The sequence below is a fragment of the Streptomyces sp. MGP-BFMKR1 genome (genome assembly GCF_057766585.1).
Window position 1 is genome coordinate 101,975 of the sequence record NZ_CM173408.1, and the last position, 22,527, is coordinate 124,501.

The 22,527-nt window shown below is 74.7% G+C and carries 20 protein-coding genes and 2 pseudogenes; 12 read left to right on the top strand and 10 right to left on the bottom strand.

Annotated elements, in window-relative coordinates; genetic code table 11:
* Positions 1 to 19 precede the first annotated feature (19 nt).
* Positions 20 to 1,477, top strand: coding sequence for a benzaldehyde dehydrogenase (locus AC3CHW_RS00435; RefSeq protein WP_488469136.1), 1,458 nt, complete (start codon positions 20 to 22; stop codon positions 1,475 to 1,477).
* Positions 1,478 to 1,562: 85 nt separating this feature from the next.
* Here AC3CHW_RS00435 and AC3CHW_RS00440 read toward each other — a convergent pair whose 3' ends face one another.
* Positions 1,563 to 3,236, bottom strand: a complete 1,674-nt coding sequence (locus tag AC3CHW_RS00440) for an IclR family transcriptional regulator domain-containing protein (protein ID WP_488469137.1) — start codon at positions 3,234 to 3,236, stop codon at positions 1,563 to 1,565.
* 252 nt (positions 3,237 to 3,488) lie between these two features.
* On the opposite strand from AC3CHW_RS00440, the gene AC3CHW_RS00445 reads away from it, so the two are divergent.
* From AC3CHW_RS00445 to AC3CHW_RS00480, 8 genes and pseudogenes are all read left to right on the top strand, one after another.
* Positions 3,489 to 4,295, top strand: coding sequence for a CoA transferase subunit A (locus AC3CHW_RS00445; protein WP_488469138.1), 807 nt, complete (start codon positions 3,489 to 3,491; stop codon positions 4,293 to 4,295).
* A 5-nt stretch (positions 4,296 to 4,300) separates the two neighbouring features.
* Positions 4,301 to 4,945, top strand: coding sequence for a CoA transferase subunit B (locus AC3CHW_RS00450; protein WP_459249702.1), 645 nt, complete (start codon positions 4,301 to 4,303; stop codon positions 4,943 to 4,945).
* A gap of 57 nt (positions 4,946 to 5,002) precedes the next feature.
* Positions 5,003 to 6,193, top strand: coding sequence for a thiolase family protein (locus AC3CHW_RS00455; RefSeq protein WP_488469139.1), 1,191 nt, complete (start codon positions 5,003 to 5,005; stop codon positions 6,191 to 6,193).
* An 8-nt stretch (positions 6,194 to 6,201) separates the two neighbouring features.
* On the top strand, positions 6,202 to 7,074 hold the full coding sequence (pcaH, locus tag AC3CHW_RS00460; protein WP_488469140.1) for a protocatechuate 3,4-dioxygenase subunit beta: 873 nt from the start codon (positions 6,202 to 6,204) through the stop codon (positions 7,072 to 7,074).
* Complete coding sequence (pcaG, locus tag AC3CHW_RS00465; protein ID WP_459249705.1) at positions 7,074 to 7,631, top strand: protocatechuate 3,4-dioxygenase subunit alpha; 558 nt, start codon at positions 7,074 to 7,076, stop codon at positions 7,629 to 7,631. Before pcaH ends, pcaG begins: the two co-directional genes overlap by 1 nt.
* An 85-nt stretch (positions 7,632 to 7,716) precedes the next feature.
* A complete protein-coding gene (gene pcaB / locus AC3CHW_RS00470; RefSeq protein ID WP_488471264.1) occupies positions 7,717 to 9,129 on the top strand; it encodes a 3-carboxy-cis,cis-muconate cycloisomerase in 1,413 nt (470 codons plus the stop codon).
* Positions 9,126 to 10,304, top strand: a pseudogene (gene pcaDC / locus AC3CHW_RS00475) (bifunctional 3-oxoadipate enol-lactonase/4-carboxymuconolactone decarboxylase PcaDC); the annotation flags it as partial. The gene pcaB and the pseudogene pcaDC, both read left to right, overlap by 4 nt.
* Positions 10,305 to 10,388: 84 nt before the next feature.
* Complete coding sequence (locus AC3CHW_RS00480; RefSeq protein WP_488471265.1) at positions 10,389 to 11,573, top strand: 4-hydroxybenzoate 3-monooxygenase; 1,185 nt, start codon at positions 10,389 to 10,391, stop codon at positions 11,571 to 11,573.
* 47 nt (positions 11,574 to 11,620) lie between these two features.
* Here the strand turns inward: AC3CHW_RS00480 and AC3CHW_RS00485 are convergent.
* Positions 11,621 to 11,728: pseudogene (locus tag AC3CHW_RS00485) on the bottom strand (bifunctional ornithine acetyltransferase/N-acetylglutamate synthase); the annotation flags it as partial.
* Between the two features lie 146 nt (positions 11,729 to 11,874).
* Here AC3CHW_RS00485 and AC3CHW_RS00490 point away from each other — a divergent pair.
* The 3 genes from AC3CHW_RS00490 (at position 11,875) to AC3CHW_RS00500 (ending at position 14,071) form a co-directional block, all read left to right on the top strand.
* On the top strand, positions 11,875 to 12,567 hold the full coding sequence (locus AC3CHW_RS00490; protein ID WP_488469141.1) for a 4'-phosphopantetheinyl transferase family protein: 693 nt from the start codon (positions 11,875 to 11,877) through the stop codon (positions 12,565 to 12,567).
* A gap of 113 nt (positions 12,568 to 12,680) precedes the next feature.
* Positions 12,681 to 13,445 carry a class I SAM-dependent methyltransferase gene (locus AC3CHW_RS00495; protein ID WP_488469142.1) on the top strand — a complete coding sequence of 255 codons (765 nt, stop codon included), beginning with the start codon at positions 12,681 to 12,683 and terminating at the stop codon, positions 13,443 to 13,445.
* Between the two features lie 122 nt (positions 13,446 to 13,567).
* A complete protein-coding gene (locus tag AC3CHW_RS00500) occupies positions 13,568 to 14,071 on the top strand; it encodes a GNAT family N-acetyltransferase (RefSeq protein ID WP_488469143.1) in 504 nt (167 codons plus the stop codon).
* 127 nt (positions 14,072 to 14,198) lie between these two features.
* Here the strand turns inward: AC3CHW_RS00500 and AC3CHW_RS00505 are convergent, their stop codons facing one another.
* The 8 genes from AC3CHW_RS00505 to AC3CHW_RS00540 form a co-directional block, all read right to left on the bottom strand.
* A complete protein-coding gene (locus tag AC3CHW_RS00505; protein WP_488469144.1) occupies positions 14,199 to 15,482 on the bottom strand; it encodes an MFS transporter in 1,284 nt (427 codons plus the stop codon).
* A gap of 100 nt (positions 15,483 to 15,582) precedes the next feature.
* Complete coding sequence (locus AC3CHW_RS00510; RefSeq protein ID WP_488469145.1) at positions 15,583 to 16,659, bottom strand: polysaccharide deacetylase family protein; 1,077 nt, start codon at positions 16,657 to 16,659, stop codon at positions 15,583 to 15,585.
* Positions 16,656 to 18,032, bottom strand: coding sequence for a condensation domain-containing protein (locus AC3CHW_RS00515; RefSeq protein WP_488469146.1), 1,377 nt, complete (start codon positions 18,030 to 18,032; stop codon positions 16,656 to 16,658). The genes AC3CHW_RS00510 and AC3CHW_RS00515 overlap by 4 nt, the downstream gene beginning before the upstream one ends.
* Before the next feature lie 74 nt (positions 18,033 to 18,106).
* The gene (locus AC3CHW_RS00520; protein WP_398611089.1) at positions 18,107 to 19,246 is read right to left on the bottom strand and encodes an acyl-CoA dehydrogenase family protein; all 1,140 of its coding nucleotides are present in this window, start codon (positions 19,244 to 19,246) and stop codon (positions 18,107 to 18,109) included.
* Between the two features lie 75 nt (positions 19,247 to 19,321).
* Positions 19,322 to 20,071 (bottom strand): class II aldolase/adducin family protein, encoded by a 750-nt coding sequence (locus AC3CHW_RS00525; protein WP_176165682.1) that lies wholly within the window; start codon positions 20,069 to 20,071, stop codon positions 19,322 to 19,324.
* Positions 20,068 to 20,784: a dihydrodipicolinate reductase C-terminal domain-containing protein gene (locus tag AC3CHW_RS00530; RefSeq protein WP_488469147.1), complete on the bottom strand. Its 717-nt coding sequence runs from the start codon at positions 20,782 to 20,784 to the stop codon at positions 20,068 to 20,070. Before AC3CHW_RS00530 ends, AC3CHW_RS00525 begins: the two co-directional genes overlap by 4 nt.
* A complete protein-coding gene (locus AC3CHW_RS00535; RefSeq protein WP_176165680.1) occupies positions 20,777 to 21,040 on the bottom strand; it encodes a phosphopantetheine-binding protein in 264 nt (87 codons plus the stop codon). The genes AC3CHW_RS00530 and AC3CHW_RS00535 overlap by 8 nt, the downstream gene beginning before the upstream one ends.
* 25 nt (positions 21,041 to 21,065) lie before the next feature.
* Positions 21,066 to 22,523 carry a class I adenylate-forming enzyme family protein gene (locus AC3CHW_RS00540; protein WP_488469148.1) on the bottom strand — a complete coding sequence of 486 codons (1,458 nt, stop codon included), beginning with the start codon at positions 22,521 to 22,523 and terminating at the stop codon, positions 21,066 to 21,068.
* Between the last annotated feature and the right edge of the window lie 4 nt (positions 22,524 to 22,527).

A 22,527-nucleotide genomic window follows, 5' to 3' on the forward strand; every position in this document is an offset into this window, starting at 1 on the left:
GCTCAGCTTGGAGAACGTGATGTCCCTTCTCGACCCGTCCCACTGGTCCGGCAAGGTCGCCATCGGCGGCTGGACCCCGGCCGCCGGCGGCCAGACCTCCGTCGTCGAGCCGGCCACCGGCGACACCCTGGAGCGCGTCGGCTCCGCCAACCCCGAGGACGTCGCGCGCGCGAGTGAGCGCGCCGCCGAGGCCCAGCGTCAGTGGGCCAGGACGCCCTACACCGAGCGGGCCGCGGTGCTGCGCCGGGCGGGCGACCTGTTCACCCGGCACGCCGACGAGATCCACCACTGGCTGATCCGCGAGGCGGGTTGCGTACCGGGCAAGGCCGCGTTCGAGACCAACCTGGCGGCCCAGGAGTGCTACGAGGCGGCTGCCCTGGCCTCCCGTCCGCTCGGTGAGCTGCTGCCGTCGGCCGAGCCACGGCTGAGCATGGCCCGGCGCCTGCCGGCCGGGGTGGTGGGCGTCATCGCGCCGTTCAACGCGCCCCTGGTGCTGGCCACCCGCTCGGTGGCGCCGGCGCTGGCCCTGGGCAACGCCGTGGTGCTCAAGCCGGACCCGCGCACGGCGGTGTGCGGCGGCGTGGCGGTGATGCGGGTCTTCGAGGAGGCCGGGCTGCCCGAGGGCGTGTTGGCGGTGGTGCCCGGTGGCGCCGACGCCGGGCACCAACTGGTCGTCGATCCGCACACCCATGTCGTCTCGTTCACCGGCTCGACCGCGGCCGGCCGCACGGTGGGGGCGACGGCGGCGGAGCACCTCAAGCGGGTGCACCTGGAGCTGGGCGGCAACTCCGCCATGATCGTGCTGCCCGACGCCGACCTGGAGCGCGCGGTGTCCACCGCCGCCTTCGGGTCCTACTTCCACCAGGGCCAGATCTGCATGACCACCGGGCGCCACCTGGTGCACGCCTCGATCGCCGACGAGTACGCCGAGCGCCTCGCGCACAAGGCGGAGCAGCTCACCGTCGGCGACCCGGCCAGGGAGGAGGTGGCCCTCGGGCCGATCATCGACGCCCCGCAGCGCGACAAGATCCACGCCCTGGTGACGGCGAGCGTGGAGGGCGGCGCCCGACTGGCCGCCGGCGGCACCCACGAGGAGTTGTTCTACCGGCCCACGGTCCTCACCGAGGTCACCGACGCCTCCCCCGCGTACGCCGAGGAGGTCTTCGGCCCGGTCGCCCCGATCCGCGCGTTCTCCGACGTGGACGAGGCGGTGGCGCTGGCCACGGCGAGCACGTACGGGCTCGCCCTGAGCGTCCTGACCCGGGACGTGATGCGCGGGCTGGAGGTGGCCGAACGCATCCCGGCCGGCCTGGTGCACATCAACGACCAGACGGTCAACGACGAGGCGCTCGCCCCCATGGGCGGCGTCGGCGCCTCCGGCACCGGCGTCCGGTTCGGCGGCACGGCCAGCCTTGAGGCGTTCACCGAGACGCGCTGGATCACGGTGCGCGCGCAGGAGGCCACCTACCCGATCTGAGCCGGGTGAGCGAGCGCCGGGCGGCCCCACGTCGGTGGGGCCGCCCGCGCGCGTCGTCCCCGGCCGGTGGCGCGGCGGGGGTGGCTCACAGCGCCGGGACGCGGACGAAGCGCTGGGCGACGTGCAGGTCGGCCTCGATCGCGTGCGCCGTCGCGCGCAGCGCGGGCAGGACCTCCTCCAGGCAGGCGTCCGGGGTGCGGCGGCTGGTGTGCATGCCGACGTTGACCGCGGCCACCGCCCGGCCGGACCGGTCACGCACCGGCACGGCCAGCGAGCGCAGCCCCTCCTCCAACTCCTCGCTGACCAGCGCGTACCCCTCGCGCGCCACCTGTTCCAGGCACGCGGCCAGGTCGGCCGGGTCGGTGCGGGTGTGCGGGGTCAGGGCCCTGGGCCGGGCGCGGGCGAGGTGGCCGTGGCGCTCGTCGGCCGGCAGGTCGGCGAGCAGGACCCGCCCCATGGAGGTGGCGTACGCCGGGAACCGGGTGCCGAGGGTGATGTTCACGCTCATCACGCGGCCGGTGGCGACCCGGGCCGTGTAGCGGATGTCGTCGCCGTCGAGCACGGCCAGCGACGCCGAGTCGTGCACGCGCTGTACGAGGGTCTTCAGGTGGGGCGCGGCGATCTCGGCGAGGGTGGTGCGCGAGAGCGGCGGGTAGCCGAGGGCCAGCACGCGGGGGGTGGGGCGGAACCGGCCGGCCTCCGCGGCGACGTAGCCCAGGTGTTCCAGGGTGATGAGCGCGCGCCGGGCGGTGGCGCGCGCGAGGCCGGTGGCGCTCGCGATGGCGGCCAGCGTCAACTGGTCCCGGCCCTGGTCGAATGCGGTGAGGACGGTCAGTCCACGGGCCAGGGACTCGACGAACTCGGCGCCGAGTTCCTGCTTGGACGCGTGCGTCCAGTCGGCGAGGCCGGCGGCCGGGGCGGGTGGGGTCTGCGGTGCCTCCCGGAGCGCCCGCTCCATGGCCCGGGCCGTGGCGCGGGCGCGGGGCAGCACCGCGCGGCGCAGCGAGGCGACGCTGTGTCGGCTGGTGTGGCTGACGACGCTGAGCGCGCAGGCGGCCCGCCCGTCCGGGGCTCGCACCAGCAGGCCGAGCGCGATCAGGCCGGGCTCGATGCGCTGGTCGTCCTCGGCCCAGCCGCACTGGCCGGCGTGGGCGGCGCGCTCCTCGAACGTCGGGCGTCGGCCCTGGTCGCCGGCCCGGGGCGGGAGCACGGCGGGGAAGTCGGTGCCGTGGCCGCCGGCCGCCTGGGCCGCTCGCCAGTCGGCCCAGCGCTCGGCGGACCACTCGGCGGCGAACAGCGGCCCGGGCGCGGTGCGCTCGACCGGCAGCAGGTCGCCGATGCGGAAGGTGAGCGACATGGCGCGGCGGCGGGTGGTCTGGTGCACGAAGCGGATGCCGTCGCCGTCGGGCACGGCGAGCGAGACCGACTCGTCCAGTTCCTCGGCGAGTTCCTCGGCCAGCGGGCCGAGCGGTCCTGGCAGTCCGGTGGCGGCCAGGTAGGCGTTGCCGAGTTCCATCAGGCGGGGGGCGAGGGTGGCCGCGTACTGGTCCAGGCGCAGGTAGCCCATGCGGGCCAGGGTGGCGGCGACGCGGTCGACGGTGGAGCGGGCGAACCCGGTCTCGCGGGCCAGTTCGCCGAGGCTCAGCCGGCCGCCCGCGTCGCTGATGGCGCGCAGCACGGCGATGCCCCGCAGCAGCGGGCCGACCGCCTCGGCCGGTGGTGCGGGGTCGGTCGGGCCGGTGGGGCGCTGGGCTGACATCGGGCTCTCCGGGCGGATCGGGGTGGTGGTCGCGCGCCCGCGCGGGGGCGGGCGCCAGGGCGGCGGGTGCGGTAGCGGAGCGTAGCCGCGTTCGGGGTGGTCGGGGGTGGCGGGGCGTTGACACGCGTGGCGGGGGGATGCAAGCTGTCGCCACATCAATGAACTTTAGTTCATCTGGCGAACGCAGGCGAGGCCGAGGCCCGGAGCCCGGTGTCCCCGTCGCGGCGCCAGCTCGGGACAAGGAAGCCCTGCATGGACAAAGTCAGCGCGACCGCCGCCGACGCGGTCGCGGACATCGCGGACAACGCCTCCCTGGCGGTGGGCGGATTCGGGCTCAGCGGCGTGCCGAACGTGCTGATCGAGGCGGTGCACGCGCGCGGCGTCAGCGGCCTCAGCGTCGTCTCCAACAACTGCGGCGTGGACGGTGGCGGACTCGGCGTCCTGCTCGCCACGGGCCGCATCGCCCGGGTCACCGGCTCCTACATCGGCGACAACCGGGAGTTCGCCCGCCAGTACCTCGGCGGCGAACTGGAGGTGGAGCTGGTGCCGCAGGGCACGCTCGCGGAGCGGTTGCGCGCCGGCGGCTGCGGCATCCCCGCGTTCTACACGCCGGCCGGCGTCGGCACCCAGGTCGCCGACGGCGGCCTGCCGTGGCGGTACGCGCCGCCGGCCGACCCGGGCGCGCCCGAGGGCGCGGCCCGCGCCGTGGCCGTGCCCTCGCCCGCCAAGGAGGTGCGCGCCTTCGACGGACGCGACTACGTGCTCGAACGCGGCATCCGGACGGACTTCGCGCTGGTACGGGCCGCCCGCGGGGACCGGCACGGCAACCTGGTCTTCCGCCGCGCCGCCCGTAACTTCAACCCGCTGGCGGCGATGGCCGGCCGGATCACCATCGCCGAGGTGGAAGAGCTGGTGGAGCCCGGCGTGCTCGACCCGGACGCGGTGCACGTGCCCGGCGTGTTCGTCCAGCGGGTGCTGGAGCTGACGCCGGAACAGGCGGCGGCCAAGGGGATCGAGCGGCGCACGACCTCCGCGCCGGTGACGCAAGGGACGGTGTGAGGCGCATGGCCTGGACGCGCGAACAGATGGCGGCGCGAGCCGCCGCCGAGCTGAGTGACGGGGCGTACGTCAACCTCGGGATCGGGCTGCCCACGCTCATCCCCGGCCTGTTGCCGGCCGGTGTGGACGTGGTGATCCACTCGGAGAACGGAATCCTGGGTGTGGGGCCCTACCCCGCGCCCGACGACGTCGACCCCGATCTGGTCAACGCGGGCAAGGAGACGGTGACGGTGTTGCCGGGCGCCGCCTTCTTCGACTCCGCACTCTCCTTCGGCATGATCCGTGGCGGGCACATCGACGTGGCCGTGCTCGGCGCCATGCAGGTCTCGGCCGCGGGCGACCTGGCCAACTGGTCGGTCCCCGGCAAGCTGGTCAAGGGCATGGGCGGGGCGATGGACCTGGTGCACGGTGCCCGCCGGGTCATCGCGCTCACCGACCACCTCGCCAAGGACGGCAGCCCGAAGATCGTCGAGCGCTGCACCCTGCCGCTGACCGGCGCGCGGTGCGTGCACCGCGTCATCACCGACCTCGGCGTGCTCGACGTGACCGACGCGGGCCTGGTCCTGGTGGAGACCGCGCCCGGCACCACCACGGCGGAGATCGTGCGCCACACGGCCGCGCCCGTGCACGTTCCCGCCACCGCACCGTGACCACCCGCCCACCGCGCCGGCACCCGTGCCCGCCGACCGCTCGTACCAGGAGCTGACATGACCGACCGCCTACGCGACGTGTACGTCGTCGACGCCGTACGCACCCCGATCGGCAAGTACGGCGGCGCCCTGTCCGGCGTACGCCCCGACGACCTCGCCGCCACGGTGCTGCGGGCCCTTGTGGACCGCGCGCCCGACCTGGACCCGGCCCGCGTCGACGACGTGTTCTTCGGCAACGCCAACGGCGCCGGCGAGGAGAACCGCGACGTGGCCCGGATGGCCGTACTCCTGGCCGGGTTGCCGGTCACCGTGCCCGGCACGACGGTCAACCGGCTGTGTGGCTCGGGCATGGAGGCCGTCATCCAGGCGGCCCGCGCCGTGGCGGTCGGCGACGCGTCCGTCGCGGTGGCCGGCGGCGTCGAGTCGATGAGCCGCGCCCCCTGGGTGCTGCCCAAGCCCTCCCGCGCCTTCCCCGCCGGCCACCAGGAGCTGTACTCCACGACGCTGGGCTGGCGGATGGTCAACCCGCGGATACCCGAGGAGTGGACGGTCGCGCTGGGCGAGGGCGCCGAACTGGTCGCCGACCGGTACGGCGTCGACCGCGCGGCGCAGGACGCGTTCGCGCTGGCCAGCCACGAGAAGGCGGCGCGCGCCTGGCAGCAGGGGCACTACGCCGCCGAGGTCGTCCCGGTGGCCGGCGTCGACCTCGACCGCGACGAGACCATCCGAGCCGACACCAGCGCCGCCGCGTTGGCGCGGCTCAAGCCCGCCTTCCGCACGGACGGCACCGTGACGGCGGGCAACTCCTCGCCGCTCAACGACGGCGCGGCGGCGCTGCTGCTCACCGACGAGGCGGGGCTGCGGGCCACCGGGCGCCAGCCGCTGGCTCGCATCGCCGCCTCGGCCGTCACCGGCGTGGAGCCGCAGTACTTCGGCATCGGCCCGGTCACGGCGGTGGAGCGGGCCCTCGACCGGGCCGGCCGCGGCCTGGCCGAGCTGCGCACCGTCGAGCTCAACGAGGCGTTCGCCGCCCAGGCGTTGGCCTGTCTCGGCCAGTGGCCGGACCTGGACCCGGCCGTGGTCAACCCGTACGGCGGCGCCATCGCCATCGGGCACCCGCTCGGTGCCTCCGGGGCCCGCATCGCCGGCGCCGTCGCCCACCAGCTCGCCGCCGCGGGCTCCGGAACCGGCCTCGCCGCGCTGTGCATCGGCGTCGGCCAGGGCCTGGCCCTCGTCCTGGAGAGGTGATCCGTCCCATGTCCCCCGCATCCCTGCCGTCCCAGCGCACCGGCGCAGCCGCCCCGAACCCGGGACCGGCCGGCGCCGGCGCGACCCCGCCAACCCCACCGACCCCATCGACCCCGCCCACCCAGCAGGACATCAGCGCGGAGATCGCCGCCGCGCACGCCCGCGCCGCCGCGGCCGTGGCCGCCGGCGCGGCCCCGCCCGACCACCCCCCGCGCGACTTCGCCCCGTACCGCAGCAGCGTGTCGCGCCACCCGCGCCAGCCGCTGATAAGCGTCGGCGATCCGGAGGCCGCCGAGTTGCGCGGCCCGGTCTTCGGCGTCACCGACGTCACCGAGACCGACGCCGACCTCACCCGGCAGCACCTGGGCGAGCCGCTCGGCGAGCGCATCACCGTCAGCGGCCGGGTCACCGACCGGGCCGGCCGGCCGGTACGCGGCCAACTGGTGGAGATCTGGCAGGCCAACGCCTCCGGCCGGTACGCGCACCAGCGCGACCAGCACCCGGCGCCGCTCGACCCGCACTTCACCGGCGTCGGCCGGTGCCTGACCGACGACCTGGGCCGGTACCGCTTCACCACCATCAAGCCGGGTGCCTACCCCTGGCGCAACCACGACAACGCCTGGCGGCCCGCGCACATCCACTTCTCGCTGTTCGGCACGGCCTTCACACAGCGCCTGGTGACGCAGATGTACTTCCCGGGCGACCCGCTGTTCCCGTACGACCCGATCCTCCAGTCGGTCACCGACCAGGCCGCGCGCGAGCGTCTGGTCGCCGCGTACGACCACGCGCTGTCGGTTCCCGAGTGGTCGCTGGGCTACCGCTGGGACATCGTGCTCGACGGTCCGGCCGCCACGCTCCCCGACCCCGAGGAGGGTTCCTGATGCCGCGCCCCACCCCCTCGCAGACCGTCGGCCCCTTCTACGGCTACGCGCTGCCCTTCGCCGACGGCGCGCGCCCCGCGCCGCCCGGCCACCCGGACGCGGTCACGCTGCACGGCGTGGTGCGCGACGGGGCCGGCCAGCCCATACCCGACGCGCTGCTCGAGTTCTGGCAGGCCGCCCCGGACGGCTCGCTCGACGGCCACCCCGGCTCGCTGCGCCGCGACCCGGTCACCGGCGGCTTCCTGGGCCGCGACGGCGTGCACTTCACCGGCTTCGCGCGGGTGCCCACCGACGCGGACGGCCACTGGCGCGTGCACACCCTCCGGCCGCCGGCCAGCGCGCCGTACCTGTCGGTGTGCGTGTTCGCCCGCGGCCTGATGCACCATCTGTACACCCGCGCCTACCTGGCCGAGCCGGCCGCGGACGCGCTGCTCGACGCGCTGCCGGCGCGGCGCAGGGCGACGCTGGTCGCCCGCGACGAGGGCGCGGGCGTGCATCGCTTCGACATCCACCTCCAGGGGGAGAAGGAGACGGTCTTCCTTGACTTCGCCCGCTGACCCCGGCCGGCCCCACCCCGCCCCCGACCCGCGCACCGGGCCACCTCCGGGCCCCGAAGCGGCGACCGCGACCGGCCCGTACCCCGTGCACCAGCGCGACGTCGGCCTGTTGGCCCCGGTGCGGGCGACGAGCCCCGTCGACGAGGTCACCAGTGACCACGCCTTCGTGCGGGCGATGCTCGACGCCGAGGCCGCCGTGACCCGGGCCCAGGCCGCCGTGGGGCTCGCGCCACCGGAGGCCGCGGCCACCGTGACGGCAGTGGCCCGCGCGGACCGGTTCGACCTGGCGTCGCTGGCCGACCGGGCCCGCGCGGGCGGCAACCCGGTCATCCCGCTGGTCGCCGACCTCACCCAGGCGGTGGCCGACGCCCACGCCGAGCACGCCGCGTACGTGCACCGCGGGCCCACCAGCCAGGACATCATGGACACGGCGTGCATGCTGGTCACCGCCGCGAGCCTGGACCTGATCGCCGCCGACCTCGGGCGGGCGGCCGACGCGTTCGGCGCGCTGGCCGCCCGGCACCGCGACACGCCGCTGGCCGGCCGCACGCTGACGCAGCACGCGGTGCCCACCACCGTGGGGCTCAAGGTGGCCGGATGGCGCGCGCTGGTGCTGGACGCGTACGAGCGGATCACCCGCGTGCGCGCCGCGCTGCCGGTGCAACTCGGCGGCGCGGCCGGCACGCTGGCCGCCTTTCACGCCTACGCCGAGGCGCCGAACGCCGCGCCGGGGCCCGACGGCGGCGATCCGGGCCTGACCCTGGTCGCCGCGTACGCCGCCGAACTGGGCCTGGTCGCACCCGAGTTGCCCTGGCACGCGCTGCGCACCCCGATCGCGGACACGGGCGCCGCGCTCGCCTTCGGCGCGGGCGCCCTCGGCAAGGTCGCCGGCGACGTGCTGGTGCTGGCCCGCACCGAGATCGGCGAGTTGGGCGAGGGCTCGGGCGGCGGCTCGTCGGCCATGCCGCACAAGGCCAACCCGGTGCGGGCCACGCTCATCGCGGCGGCGGCCCGACAGGTCCCGGCGCTCGCCTCGGTACTGCTGGGCGCGCTGGCCGCGCCGGACGAGCGGGCGGCCGGGCCCTGGCACGCCGAGTGGCAGCCGCTGCGCGACGCCCTGCGCCTGCTGGGCGGGGCCGCCCACACGGCGGCCGAACTCGGCGCGTCGCTGACGGTCGACGCCGACCGGATGCGCGCCAACCTGGGGCTGACCGGCGGCGCGCTGCTCAGCGAACGGCTGGTCGCCGAGTTGGCCCCGCGCCTGGGTCGCGGCCCGGCCAAGGCCGCGCTCACCCGGGCCGCGCGGCGGGCCACCGAGCAGGGCACCGACCTGTTCGACGCGCTGCGCGCCGAGCCCGACGTGACCGGCGCGCTGCCGGCGGCCCGGCTGCGCGAACTCGCCGAGCCCGCCGACTACCTGGGCTCGGCCGGCGCCCTCACCGACCGCGCGCTCCGGCGCGACCCCCGCTCCCCGCACCCTGGGCAGGACCCCCGATGACCCTCCTCCACCACCGCGTCGAAGGCCCGGCGCACGCCCCCGCCCTCCTCCTCGGGCCCTCGCTCGGCACCTCGCTGTCCGTCTGGGACCGGCAGGCCGCCGCACTGGCCCACGACCACCGGGTGGTCCGCTGGGACCTGCCGGGCCACGGCGGTTCGCCCGCCGACGCGCTGCCCGCCGAACCGACCGTGGCCGACCTGGCCGAGCGGGTCATCGCCCTCGCCGACGCGCTCGGCGTCGAGACCTTCGCCTACGCCGGCGTCTCGCTCGGCGGCGCCGTCGGCGCCTGGCTCGCCGCCCACCACCCGCGCCGCGTCAGCGCGCTGGCCCTGCTGTGCACCTCGGCCCGGTTCGGCCCGCCCGAGACGTGGCACGAGCGGGCCGACGCGGTGCGCGCCCGCGGCGTCGGGCCGCTGGCCGACAGCGCCCCGGACCGCTGGTTCGCGCCCGGCTTCGCCGCCCGCCACGCCGAGACGGTGGCGGCGCTGGTGGCCGACCACCGCGCGGTCAACCCCGCGGCGTACGCGGCGTGCTGCGAGCTGATCGCCCGCCTCGACCTGCGGGACGAGCTGGCCCGGATCACCGCGCCCACCCTCGTCATCGGCGGCCGGGACGACGCCGCGACGCCGCCGGCGCACGCCCGCGCGCTCGCGGACGGCATCCCCGACGCGCACCTGGTCGAGATCGCCCGCGCCGGCCACCTGGCCTGCGTCGAGCAGCCCCGAGCGGTGCTCGCCGCCCTGCGGGCACACCTGACCACCGACCCGAGCGAACCGCACCCGGCCCGGGACCAGGCGCCCGACAGCTCGGGGGCGTTCTCGCGCGCCCAGGCCATGGCCGTACGCCGCGCCGTACTCGGCGACGCGCACGTGGACCGCGCCATCGCGCACACCACCGCCTTCACCGCCCGCTTCCAGGACTTCATCACCCGCTACGCCTGGGGCGAGATCTGGACCAGCGACGCGCTGGACCGCCGCACCCGGAGCTGCGTCACGCTCACCGCGCTGGTGGCCGGCGGCCACGACGAGGAGCTGGCCATGCACGTCCGCGCCGCGCTGCGCAACGGACTCAGCCCCGAGGAGATCGGCGCGGTGCTGTTGCAGACGGCCGTGTACTGCGGCGTGCCCGCCGCCAACTCGGCCTTCAAGGTGGCCGACCGCGTGCTGGCCGAGGAGCGGCCCGGCGCGCCCACCTCACCCCCCCGCGCCGCCCGCGGGCCCGGAGACCAAGCCCTTCGGCGACGACGAGGAGACCCCCTGATGCGTACCACCGTCGGCATCATCGGCGGCGGCCCGGCAGGACTGCTGCTGGGCCGGCTGCTGGACAACGCGGGCATCGACAACGTGGTGCTTGAGCGCCGCGACCGCGCGTACGTCGAGCAGCGCCAGCGGGCGGGCATCCTGGAGCAGCAGACCGCGGACACGCTGCGCGCGGCGGGTGCGGGCGCGCGCATGGACCGCGAGGGGCTGGTGCACCACGGCATCGAGCTGCGCTTCGACCGGGGCGCGCACCGCGTCGACTTCCCCTCGCTCACCGGCGGCCGTGGGGTGGTGGTGTACGCGCAGACCGAGGTGGTCAAGGACCTGATCGCGCTGCGGCTCGCCGACGGCGGCCCGCTGTGCTTCGACGCCGAGGTGCGCGCCGTCGAGGGCGCCACCAGCGACCGGCCGGTCATCCACTACCGGCACGAGGCCGAGGACCGGACGCTGACCTGTGACTACGTGGTGGGCTGCGACGGCTTCCACGGCGTGGCCCGCGAGGCCGTACCGGCGAGCGTGCGCACCACCTACGAGCGCGACTACCCGTACTCCTGGCTCGGCATCCTGGCCCAGGCCGCGCCGGTGTACGACGAGTTGATCTACGCCCACTCCGCGCGCGGCTTCGCCCTGGCGAGCGTGCGCTCCCCCACCGTCAGCAGGCTCTACCTCCAGGTCCCCAACGGCACCGATCCGGCCGCGTGGCCCGACGAGCGCGTCTGGGACGAGTTGGACGCCCGCTTCGCCCTGGACGACGACCCCACCTGGAAGCTGGAGCGCGGCCCGGTCACGGCCAAGGCGGTGTTGCCGATGCGCAGCCACGTGACGGAGCCCATGCGCCACGGCCGCCTCTTCCTGGCGGGCGACGCGGCGCACATCGTCCCGCCGACGGGCGCCAAGGGCCTCAACCTCGCGGCGGCCGACGTGACCGTCCTGGCCCGGGCGTTGATCCACCAGCGCGACACCGGCTCCGCCGACCTGCTGGACGCCTACTCCGACACGTGCCTGCGCCGGGTGTGGCGGGCCGAGCACTTCTCGTACCTCATGACCACCACGCTGCACACCGACCCGGCCCACTCACCCTTCGACACCCGCCTGCAACTGGCGCAGTTGGCACGGCTGGCCACCTCGCCGCACGCCGCGGCCGACCTCGCGGACAACTACACGGGACTGCCCCTGCCGCGCTAGCGCCGCGCCCCGCCCCGCCCCGCCCGAGCAGGCGGGGCGGGCGTCAGTGCCTGAGCGTCGTCGCGGGCGCCGGTCACCCGCACCTCGATCAGCTTGCCGGCGCCCTCACCGTCGGCGGCGATCGCGCGCACCAGGTGCAGGGCCGCCTGGTACAGCACGGGCCAGCAGCGTCACCGTGTCCGGCTCGATCATGCCCACGCCCTTGGCGATGGCGGCCCCGGCCACGCCACCGTCGGGCACCGGCCAGCCACCCGCGCCGGGGCCCTTCCTCGCCGGGTTACGGCTCTCGTAGGCTGGCCCGATGATCGGCGACATCGTGCCGGCGGGGGTCGCCGTGGCGGACTCCTTCGGCGACCTCCCGGACGCCCGACTGTTTCCGGAGGAGGAGGCGGGGGTGCGCAGCGCCATCGACAGGCGGCGTCGCGAGTACGCCACCGTTCGCCACCTCGCCCGGCAGGCCATGAGGGACCTGGGGATACCGGCCGTCGCCATCCTGTCCGGCGCTCGGCGTGAGCCGCTGTGGCCGTCCGGGGTCGTGGGCAGCATGACGCACTGCGCGGGCTACCGGGCCGCAGCGTTGAGCTTCGACGCCCACCACGCCTCGATCGGCATCGACGCCGAGCCGCATGCTCCCCTCCCCGAGGGGTTGCTCACGAAGGTCGCCCACCCCGACGAGGTACCGCACCTGGCCCAGCTCACGGCCGCGCGCCCCGAAGTCCACTGGGACCGACTGCTCTTCAGCGCCAAGGAGGCCGTCTACAAGGCGTGGTATCCGCTGGCGCGGCGCTGGCTCGGGTTCCAGGAGGCGCGGCTCGCGTTCGACCCGGCCTCCGACGGCTTCACCGCCGAGTTGCGGCAGGTCGGCCCCGTGGTGGCGGGCGTTCCGCTCTCCCGGATGGCCGGACGGTGGCACGTGCGCGGCGGGCTGGTCGTCGCGGCCGTCACCATCAGCCAGGCGCTCGGCGAACCCGGGGTCGCCGAGCGCGGTCGGTAGCGCGCGCGGCTGGAGGGTGCCTGACCCGCCGCCCCACCTCGCGGGGCCTCGCCACGCCCGACCACGGGAACACCCTGCGCACCGCGCGGGCCCCCTGACGGCACAATGCGGGCATGTCGCGTTCTTTCGAGGATCTTGTCGCCGAGGCGGCGTCCGTGTCCGTGGACGGGTGGGACTTCTCCTGGTTGGCGGGGCGGGCCAGCGAGGAGCGCCCGTCGTGGGGGTACCAGCGGTTGATGAGCCGGCGGCTGGCGACCGTGGCGGCGGGGTTGGACGTGCAGACCGGCGGCGGCGAAGTCCTGGCCAAGGCGGAGACGTTGCCACCCACGATGGCCGCCACGGAGTCCTGGCCTCCCAACGTGGCCAAGGCGACCAGGCTGCTGCACCCGCGCGGGGTGGTGGTCCTCGCCGATCCGGACGAGCCGCCGCTGCCGTTCGCCGACGACGCGTTCGACCTGGTGACCAGCCGCCATCCCGCCACCGTGTGGTGGGAGGAGATCGCCCGGGTGCTACGGCCGGGCGGCACGTACCTCGCCCAGCACGTCGGGCCCGCCAGCGTGTGGGAGCTGGTGGAGTACTTCCTGGGGCCGCAGCCCGAGGCGCGCCGCAAGCGTCATCCCGATGACGAGAGCGCCGCGGCGCGGGCCGCCGGCCTGGAGATCGTGGACGTGCGCACGGAGCGGCTGCGGATGGAGTTCCTCGACGTCGGCGCCGTCGTCTACTTCCTCCGCAAGGTGGTCTGGACGGTGCCCGGCTTCACCGTCGACCGCTACCGCGACCAGTTGCGCGCCCTGCACGAGCGGATCGAGGCCGATGGCCCGTTCATCGCCCACTCCTCCCGGACCCTCATCGAGGCCCGCAAGCCCGACCACGTCTGAGGCCCCGGGCCGACCACCTCGGGACCGGGAACGACGACGCAACCGACGGCCCCTCGGGCCGAGCGGGCACGTCGTGGCACTCCGGCCGTGATGCGTGTGGGTCGGTGCGGCAGGGTGGGGGCATGACGACGTACGAGACGATGCCGTTCCACCTGGAGACCGAGCGGCTGATACTGCGGCCGTGGGACGAGTCGGACGCCGCCGGACTCCGCGCCCTGCACTCCGAACGCGGCACCGGGACGCACACGGTCGAGTACGTGCGGGCGGACATCGCCGAGCAACTCGCCGCGACGACGACCACGGGCATCGCCCTGTTGCCCATCCAGCGCCGCGCCGAGGGCGACTTCATCGGCTACTGCGGACTGATCATCGGCCGCACCACGCTGGAGGAGCCCGAGATCGCGTACGAGCTGTTCCAGCGCGTGCACGGGCACGGTTACGCCACCGAGGCGGCACGGGCGGTGCTCGACGCCGCGGCGGCGACCGGGCGGACAAGGCTCTGGGCGACCGTCGGCACGTGGAACACCCCCTCGCTCCGCGTGCTGGCGAAGCTCGGGTTCGCTCGGGACCGCGTCACCGTGGAGAAGAACGGCGAAGTGGCCTGGTTGACCCGCACGTTGCCGTGAGGGGGCCCGGGAGTCGGGGTGACCGCTTATCGGGATGGAGGGTTGGCGGGTTGGCTGTGGGGCGCGCCGCGCGCGGGGCCGACGCGGACGCACCGCGTCGGCCCCGCGGGTCCCCGACCGCCCGGGCTCAGGCGCGGCCCGGTACCCGGCCCAGGGTGCGGATCGGGCGGGCCGCCAGCAGGGCCGCCGCGGTGAGGAGGGCGACCACGACGCCCACCAGGAGCACCTCGTCGGTGCCGAACGCCCCGACAGCCGGGCCGGCCAACGCGCTGCCGACCGGGAACATGCCGACGGAGCCCGCGACCTCGTAGGCGTGCACCCGGTTGAGCACCTCGCCCGGCACCTGGGTCTGCACGCTGGTGGCCCACATGACGCCCCAGAAGGTGATGCCGACACCGACCACGACCTGGGCGACGGCCAACAGCCAGACCGGCCAGTCGAGCACGATGCCGAGCGGGTAGAGCGGGTAGGCCAGCATCGCCACGGCGCCGGCGGCCAGCGGCCGGTCGGGCTTGTAGCGCATCGCCAGCACGCCGCCGGCCACGGTGCCCGCGCCGAACGCGCAGTTGAGCAGGCCGAAGGCGGTGGCGCCGTGCTCGGGCACGATCACGCCGGCGGCGATGGAGAGTTGCGGGCCCCAGGAGAGCACGGCGAAGACCATCCAGATCGCGATCACGCCCCACAGCCAGTTGCGCGAGCGGAACTCCTGCCAGCCGACCACCAGGTTGCGGACGAAGCTCTCGTCGGCCGGCGGGGCGGGCACCGCCCCGAGCCGGAGCGCGAACAGGCAGCAGGCGCTGGTGCCGTAGGAGACGGCGGAGATCACCATCACCCACTCGGTGGCGGCGGTGCCCACCAGCACGCCGGCCAGCGCCGGGCCGCCGAGTGCGGTGAACGCCTCGGATATGCGCAGCACGCCGTTGGCGCCCTGCACGTCGCGGGAGACCAGCGGGACGGTCGACGAGGCGCCCGGCTGGAACATCGCGTTGGCGACGCCGGCCACCACCAGCAGCGTGTACAGGTGCCACAGGTGGTCGATGCCGTAGGCGAAGAGGAGGGCCAGCAGCACGTGGGCGGTCAGGTTGAACAGGTCGGCGGCGATCATCATGCGGCGCGCGGTGAAGCGGTCGGCCAGCACCCCGCCGAAGATCACCAGGCCGGCGAACGGGCCGACCAGGAAGGCCATCGCGTATCCGGCGGTGCTCAGGCTGTAGCCGGAGCTGAGCAGCCCGGCCGTGACCGCGACGGGGAGCATGGCCCAGCCGAGGAGGCCCGCGCTGCGGGCGGTGAAGTAGAACTGGAAGTTACGGGTCCAGATCGCCGGTTCCCCGGCCTGCGGCGCCTCGGCGGGCCGGTCCTGGGTCTGCGAGGACGTAGCCGCCGCGGTGTGGTCTGCCGAGCGATCTTTCATGACTCTTCAGTTCTCCAGCCGTAGTTCGTGTCTCGTGGTCTTCGGGGTCGGATGGGACGGGCCGTCGGGGTGGCGGCGCTCCGGGCATGGTCGCCGTACGTCAGGCGCCGGCGGCTGCCGACGGGCGGCTGGCTTCGGCCTGGGTGGGCGGTGCGAGCAGGTCGTGCAGGGTGACCGGTTCCAGGCCGCGGTCCAGCAGGCCCTCGATGATCGAGGGGAGGGCCCGTACGGTCTGGCTGCGGTCGCCGGCGCCCTCGTGCATGAGCACCACCGAGCCCGGCCGGGCGGTCGCCAGGACGGACGCGGCGATCCGCTCCGGCCCGGGCCTGGACCAGTCGCGGGAGTCCACGTCCCACAGCGTGAGGGTGGTCGGATGGTCGGCCAGGGTGGCCAGCACCTCGGGGCTGAGGCCGCCGTACGGGGGTCGGAAGCGGGTGGGGGCCTCGCCGGTCACCCGGGCCACCTCGGTCGCCGTCCGGTCGAGTTGTTCGCGCAGTTGGTCCGGGGTGAGGTCCGGGAGGAAGGGGTGCGACCAGGAGTGGTTGCCCACCTCGTGGCCGGCCGCGGCGATCCGGCGGACCTCGTCGGGCAGCGCCGCGACGTGGTGCCCCACGCAGAAGAAGGTCGCCCGGGCGTCGTAGCGGGCCAGGATCCCCAGGACCTGGCGGGTGTAGACCGGGTCGGGGCCGTCGTCGAAGGTGAGCGCGACCCGGGGGGCGTCCCGGCGGCCGTGCTCGACGCAGCGTCCGGAGGCCATCAGCGCCGTCCGCATCGGCTCGCTGCGCCGCACGCTGTCGTCGTACTCCTCGGCGCGGCCGGTCAGGCTGCCGCCCTCGGCGGTCACCCGGGCCAGCGCGTCGGGTGCGCTGCGGGCCCGCTCGGCGAGTTCGCCGGCCGTGACGGAGCCGAACGACGGCCGGGCCGGGAGCAGCCAGGGGTCGGCGCGGTAGACGTCGAGGCCGGCCGCCGTCATGGGCCCGTCGAGCAGGCCGTTGGTGCTCTCCAGGACCACGGCCACGGGCGCTTCCTCGCCCAGTTCCGTCAGCCAGGCCATGAGCTGCGCGACCTGGGCGGCTCCCCAGTCGCTCGGCTCGACCACCCGCTGCCCGGCCCCGTCCAGGACCTCGACCTGGTACCCCGTGCCCGCCCAGGCGATCCCCGCGTACCGCGTGCTCATCCCTCACCCCGCGCTGTCGCCTCGGCGACCACCAACTCCTCGACCCCGCGCAGGAAGCGTTCCATCCCCTCGCGGGAGATGACCGCCGGGTCGGCGGTCATGGCGAGTTCCAGGGCGCCGGGGGCGGTCAGCGCGTCCACGGCGATCGAGACGTTCGCCCGGGGCAGGAACTCGGTCGGCCAGGTCAGTTCGGTCTGGCCGAGCAGTTCACGCGGCGGGGCCGACGGGCGTTCCACCGTGTCGAACGGCCCGTCGCTCGGGTCCCGGGTGTCGTTCCACCAGCACGAGTGGTCGGCCGCCTCGCCCCGTTCGACCAGTCGCGCCACCTCGCGGTCCAGCGCCCACTTGTCGTACCCGGCGTGCCGGAACGCGCTGAACGAGACGGACCGCGTCCGCCGTACCGCCTCCTCGAAGTCCTTGTCCGCGTCGGTCAGCAGGAACACGGCCTCCTGTGCCATCGTGCTGACCGACTCGGCGGCGGCCGGCTGGAAGCGGTTGCTCACCACCACCTGGAACAGCACGTCGCTGCTCCCGGACATCCTGGCCAACTGGTGCGACGCCGCTCCCAGCAGCACGGCGGCGTCGCTCACGCCCAGCTCCGTCGCGACCCGCTCGGCGGCGACCGCCAGCGCGGGTGAGCGCAGCAGCGCGTTGGGGAACAGCCGGCCGGGTTCGGTCTCCGCCAGTTCCGGCGCCGCGGGGTTGCGGAAGATTCGTCGGGGGCCGGCGGCCAGGCGCTCGCACCAGTAGCGCCGGGCTCCCGCGTCCTTGCGCCGGCCGAGCGCGGACGTCTGGTGTGCCGCGGCCTCCAGGGGTTGGAGCGCGGGGCGGGCCTTGAGCAGGGCCTCGGCGCTCTCGCCCGCTGAGATGAGTTCCAGGTCGCGCAGCATGCGCCCCTCGCCCCACAGGTCCATCGCGGTGTGCGAGGCCGCCAGTACGAGCCGGTGGACCTGGTTCTCGCACTCCACGAGGCCGACCCGGAACGGCCACTCCCGCGCGTGGTCGAAGGAGCGTCCCGCCAGCTCCTCCATCAGCGCCGCACCGACTTCGGGCGCCTGAGCCACCTGGCAGGTCCGCACCGCCACGGGAAGTTCGCCGGCCCCGTCCACGACCTGTTCCAGGCCGTCCGCGCCGTCGGGCAGCAGCCTGGTGTGCAGGCTGTCGTGCATCCGCAGCAGCTCCGTCAGGTCCGCGAGGACCCGGGTGGCGGGGCGCGGCGGGGTGAGGGGGAGGTCGAGCCGCAGGTTGTACCGGGGGGCGTCGTCGCCGAGCCGGGTGACGACCCCCCAGATCGCCCGCTGCCCCCAGGTGGCCGGGCCCGTCCCCGCCCGCGCGGACTCCAGTGTGATGGTCCGCTCCTCGACCGTGGTCATCGTGTTCCCCACTTTCCCTTCGGTTGCCTCGTACGACGCCCGCGGCGATTCGCCCTGCTGCCGCGGCGGTTTGGCTAGTCCAGTCCCTGTGAGATGACCAGGCGTTGGATCTGGTTGGTGCCCTCGACGATCTGCAACAGCTTGGCCTCGCGCATCCAGCGTTCGACCGGGTGGTCGGCGACGTAGCCGGCGCCGCCGAGCACCTGCACCGCGTCGGTGGTCACCTTCATCGCCATGTCGGTGGCGAACAGCTTGGCCTTGGCCGCCTCCAGCGAGTAGGGCAGGCCGGCGTCCTTGAGTCGGGCGGCTGCCAGGGTGAGCGCACGGGCCGCGGCGATCTGGGTGGCCATGTCGGCCAGCAGGAAGCCGACGCCCTGGAAGGAGATGATCCGCTGGCCGAACTGGCGGCGTTCCTTCGCGTACCGCACCGCGTAGTCGGCGGCGGCCTGGGCGATGCCGACCGCGCAGGCGGCGATGCCGAGCCGGCCGCAGTCGAGGGCGCCCATGGCGATCAGGAAGCCCTTGCCCTCGCGGCCGATCAGCCGCTCGGCCGGCACCCGGACGTCCTCGAAGCCGACCTGAGCGGTGGGGTTGGACCAGACACCCAGCTTGCGCTCCGGCTCGTGCACCACCATGCCCGGTGTGCCGCTGGGGACCACCAGACAGGACAGCCCGCGGGCGCCGGGCCCGCCGGTGCGGCTGAACACGTTGTAGAAGTCGGCGTGGCCGGCGTGGGTGACCCAGGACTTGGTGCCCGTGATGCGGTAGTCGTCGCCCTCGCGCACCGCGCGGGTGGTCAGCGAGGCCGCGTCCGAGCCGGCCTCCGCCTCGGAGAGGCAGTACGCGCCGAGGAGTTCGCCGCCCAGCATGCCGGGCAGCAACTCCTCGCGCTGGGCCGGGGTGCCGTAGGTGGCGGTCCCGAAGCAGGCCAGGTTGTGCACGTTGACGGCCTCGGCCACCGCGAACCAGTGGTAGGCGATCTCCTCCAGCGCCTGGAGGTAGACCTCGTACGGCTGGCCACCGCCGCCGTACTCCTCGGGGTAGGGCAGGCTCAGCAGCCCGGCCTTGCCCAGGGTGCGCACGACCTCCCGGGGGAACTCGTGGTCCGCCTCGAACTGGGCGACCCGGGGCGCGAGTTCGCCGGTCGCGATCTCGCGGACCAGGCCGAGTAGCTCGGCCGCCTCCTCCGTGGGCAGGATGCGCTGGACCTTCATCGGACGACCTCCGTGAGTGCGGTGGGGCTGGGTGGCGAGGGGTGTTCCGGTGCGCTGACCGCGCGGTGGGCGCGGTCAGCCGCGTCCCCAGTCGGCGGCCTGCGGCCAGTTCCTCTCCACCCGACGGACGGCGTAGTCCCAGTACGAGCGGACGGAGAGGTCGGCGTAGATGAAGTCCTGCTTGGCCGCCACGTCCTGGTCGGTGGACCAGGTGTACGGGACGCCGGTGCCCTCGGCCATGAGCTGGAGCCGGCAGGCCCGCTCCAGGACCTGGGCGAAGACGGCGGCGTGCCGCACGCTCTTGCCGACGATGACGCCGCCGTGGTTGCGCAGCAGGACGGCCGGGTGCTCGCCGAGGTCCTTGGCGATGTGCTCGCCGGTCTCGATGTCCAGGACGGTGTTGCTGGTCTCGGTGAACAGGCCGATCCGGTCGCGGAAGTAGGCGCCGTCGTGCGAGATCGGGCGCATCGGCAGGTCGGTGGCGCCGAACAGCAGGGTGTGCGGGGCGTGGCTGTGCACGATGCCGTTGACGTCCGGGCGGGCCCGGTAGATGGCCTGGTGCAGCGGCAGCTCCGGCGGCGCGAGCGACGGCGCGGGCAGGGTGTGGTCCACCGAGCAGCGGACCACGTCCGCCGGGGTCGCCTCGTCGAAGCCGACCAGCGCGCCCTTGATGAAGAACTCGTCGCGGCCGGGTATCCGGGCGGAGATCTGGCCCTGGTTGAAGTCGTCGTGCCCGTCGAGGGACAGCATCCGGGCGCCGATCGCCACCTGGAGCACGAGCCGGCGCTCGGCCGGGTTCAGCGGCTGCGCTTCGTCGGTACTCATGTCACTCTCCTCACAGTCAGGTCGTCGTAGACGGTCCGCATGGTGACCAGTCCGGGTGCCGCGGTACGGGCCCAGTCGGCGGCTGCCAGCGCGCCACGGGCCGGCACCGCCCAACTGCCGACGTGGTGGCGCACGTGCAGTGCCTCGCCGTCCCAGGTGTGGGTCACCTCGTGTTCGCTGACCGGCAGTCCGGCCCGCTCGTCGGCGATGTCGGCCACGGCTCGGCCGCTCGCCCGGTGCCAGGTGTCCGCCAGCGCCAGCGCGGTGGCGCTCGGGCGGTGTGCCTTGCCGAGCGGGTGGCGTTCGCGGACGGTGGTGGTCGCGTCGAACCGGCCGGTGGCGTGGGCGGCGGTGAACTCGGCGATGCGCACCTGGAGGTAGTGGGCGAAGGAGAGGTTGGTGGCGCGGACCACCGGCACCCCCTCCGCCAACCCTTCGAGCGCCGTCCACTGGGTGTCCGACAGGTTGGAGACGCAGGCGACCAGCGGCAGCCGGTGCGTGGCGCAGTAGTCGAGGACGTCCGGGTGCGCCTCGGGCGCGCTGGCGTCGACGAGCACGTCGGGAACGGCGCCGACGGACCAGCCGCCGCGGCGGGAGGCGGTGAGGGTGACCCTCGTCCCGCTCGCCTGGCAGGCCGCCCGCACCGCCGAACCGAGGCGCCCGAGGCCGACGATCCCGATCGTCGGGCCGCCGCTGGTCGGCGCCTCAGGCATCGGCACCTATTCCGCTGGCGACCACCAGGGCCGTGACGGAGTCGATGGTCTCGTAGTGCTCGGTGGGGGCCTCCGGGTCCAGGTAGACGCCGACCTCGTTCTCGATGCTGTCGATCAGGCGCATGTAGGAGAGCGAGGAGTAGCCGACGTCGCGCAGCGAGTAGTTGGCGCCGGCGAGTTCGTCGGCCGTGACGCTGCCGTCGCCCGCCGCGATGGCCAGGTCGAGGATCTTGGTACGAAGTGCGCTGCTGTCCATGGGGAATCCTGTGTCTCGAAGAGGGTCAGTTGCTCTGGGGATCGCTGGTGCTCTGGGGCTCGCTGAGCAGGCGCCGCAGGCGTTCGATGGACGGCTTGCCGATCGAGTTCGCCGGAATCCGGTCCACCAGGCGGAGGATGCCGGGCACCTTGAACGACGGGAGCGTCGCCGCGCAGTGGGTGCGCAGGGACTGCGCGCTGACGCCTGCCTCGACGGCGACGACGGCGGCCAGGGTGGGATCGCCGTGTTGGTTGTCGGCCTCGAAGGCGACCGCGTCCAGCACTCCCGGGGCCGTGCGCAGCACGTCCGCGATCTCGATCGGGTCGATCTTGCGCCCGCCCACGTTGACCAGCCGGCTGGTGCGCCCGGTCAGGTGGAGCGTGCCGTCGCGCAGGTGGCCCTGGTCGCCGGTGTGGTAGTAACCCTCGGCGTCGACGCGTTCCTCGAACACGCCGGGGGCGTTGAGGTAGCGCGAGCCCATCGACTCGCTCCTGACCCGGATGCCCTGCTCCGTGGCGAGCAGGTGCACACCGGGCAGGGGGGCGCCGAGCCCGCTGCCGGCCCCGTCGGCGGCGTACGTCAGGGGTCCGGCCTCGGCAACGCCGTAGTAGTTGTGGATCGGCACGCCGGTGAGCCGGGTGAACTCCTCGCGCACGGTCTCGCGCAGGGGGGCGCCGGACGAGATGGCGGTCCGGACGGCGGCGAACCCCTCCTTCGGGGCGCGTCGCACGATCGACTCGTAGAGCGCCGGAAACGCCACGAGGCGGGTGGCCTCGGTGCTCTCCAGGAGCCGCACCACGCGGGTGGCGGTGGGCAGCCCGCTCGACAGGTGCAGGGACGCGCCGGGCAGGAAGGCGGCGAGCAGGGAGGTGTTGAAGGCCAGCCCGTTGGAGAGCGCGGCGAAGCAGGCGATGCGGTCGTCCGCCGAGAGTCCGGTGCCCTTGGCCCAGTTGGCTGCCGCCGCCGAGACGGCCGCGCCGGAGAACTCGATGCAGTTGGGCCGGCCGGTGGAGCCGGAGGTGAAGCGGCACACCTCGGTGGCGTCCAGCAGGTGCGGGCGGGGTGTGTCGAACGGCCGTACCCGGCTGACGGCGAGGACGCCGAACTCGCCGCCCGCCGCGTGGGCCTCGTCCGCGATGGCGCGCACCTCGGCGCCCGGGGCGTGGACCAGCAGGTCCAGCCCGCAGTCCTCGGCGATGCGGGAGAGGTCGAACGGGCTGAAGGCCGAGTCGACCAGGAAGGGCACCCCGCCGGCGAACAGCGTGGCCAGGTAACTGACGACGTAGTCCACGGAGTTGGTGGCGTACAGGGCCACCCGCAACCGTTCGCCCGGCTCCTCGTGGCGGGCCAGGGTGTCCGACGCGGCGCGGGCTCGCTGGAGGAGTTCGGCGTACCCGAGCGAACCGGCCGCGTCGCTCACCGCGAGGCGCTCGCCGTGCCGGGTGAGCACGTCGGTGAAGAGGTCGGGAAGGACAGCGCGCATCGGG

What these genes read in the sequence shown, in the direction of transcription:
- AC3CHW_RS00500 (WP_488469143.1), top strand. Translation starts at nt 13,568, where the DNA reads ATGACGACGTACGAGACGATGCCGTTCCACCTGGAGACCGAGCGGCTG.
- pcaH (WP_488469140.1), top strand. Translation starts at nt 6,202, where the DNA reads ATGTCCCCCGCATCCCTGCCGTCCCAGCGCACCGGCGCAGCCGCCCCG.
- AC3CHW_RS00505 (WP_488469144.1), bottom strand. Translation starts at nt 15,482, where the DNA reads ATGAAAGATCGCTCGGCAGACCACACCGCGGCGGCTACGTCCTCGCAG.
- AC3CHW_RS00510 (WP_488469145.1), bottom strand. Translation starts at nt 16,659, where the DNA reads ATGAGCACGCGGTACGCGGGGATCGCCTGGGCGGGCACGGGGTACCAG.
- AC3CHW_RS00525 (WP_176165682.1), bottom strand. Translation starts at nt 20,071, where the DNA reads ATGAGTACCGACGAAGCGCAGCCGCTGAACCCGGCCGAGCGCCGGCTC.
- AC3CHW_RS00445 (WP_488469138.1), top strand. Translation starts at nt 3,489, where the DNA reads ATGGACAAAGTCAGCGCGACCGCCGCCGACGCGGTCGCGGACATCGCG.
- AC3CHW_RS00450 (WP_459249702.1), top strand. Translation starts at nt 4,301, where the DNA reads ATGGCCTGGACGCGCGAACAGATGGCGGCGCGAGCCGCCGCCGAGCTG.
- pcaG (WP_459249705.1), top strand. Translation starts at nt 7,074, where the DNA reads ATGCCGCGCCCCACCCCCTCGCAGACCGTCGGCCCCTTCTACGGCTAC.
- AC3CHW_RS00520 (WP_398611089.1), bottom strand. Translation starts at nt 19,246, where the DNA reads ATGAAGGTCCAGCGCATCCTGCCCACGGAGGAGGCGGCCGAGCTACTC.
- AC3CHW_RS00530 (WP_488469147.1), bottom strand. Translation starts at nt 20,784, where the DNA reads ATGCCTGAGGCGCCGACCAGCGGCGGCCCGACGATCGGGATCGTCGGC.
- AC3CHW_RS00435 (WP_488469136.1), top strand. Translation starts at nt 20, where the DNA reads ATGTCCCTTCTCGACCCGTCCCACTGGTCCGGCAAGGTCGCCATCGGC.
- AC3CHW_RS00490 (WP_488469141.1), top strand. Translation starts at nt 11,875, where the DNA reads ATGATCGGCGACATCGTGCCGGCGGGGGTCGCCGTGGCGGACTCCTTC.
- AC3CHW_RS00440 (WP_488469137.1), bottom strand. Translation starts at nt 3,236, where the DNA reads ATGTCAGCCCAGCGCCCCACCGGCCCGACCGACCCCGCACCACCGGCC.
- AC3CHW_RS00515 (WP_488469146.1), bottom strand. Translation starts at nt 18,032, where the DNA reads ATGACCACGGTCGAGGAGCGGACCATCACACTGGAGTCCGCGCGGGCG.
- AC3CHW_RS00540 (WP_488469148.1), bottom strand. Translation starts at nt 22,523, where the DNA reads ATGCGCGCTGTCCTTCCCGACCTCTTCACCGACGTGCTCACCCGGCAC.
- AC3CHW_RS00480 (WP_488471265.1), top strand. Translation starts at nt 10,389, where the DNA reads ATGCGTACCACCGTCGGCATCATCGGCGGCGGCCCGGCAGGACTGCTG.
- AC3CHW_RS00495 (WP_488469142.1), top strand. Translation starts at nt 12,681, where the DNA reads ATGTCGCGTTCTTTCGAGGATCTTGTCGCCGAGGCGGCGTCCGTGTCC.
- AC3CHW_RS00455 (WP_488469139.1), top strand. Translation starts at nt 5,003, where the DNA reads ATGACCGACCGCCTACGCGACGTGTACGTCGTCGACGCCGTACGCACC.
- AC3CHW_RS00535 (WP_176165680.1), bottom strand. Translation starts at nt 21,040, where the DNA reads ATGGACAGCAGCGCACTTCGTACCAAGATCCTCGACCTGGCCATCGCG.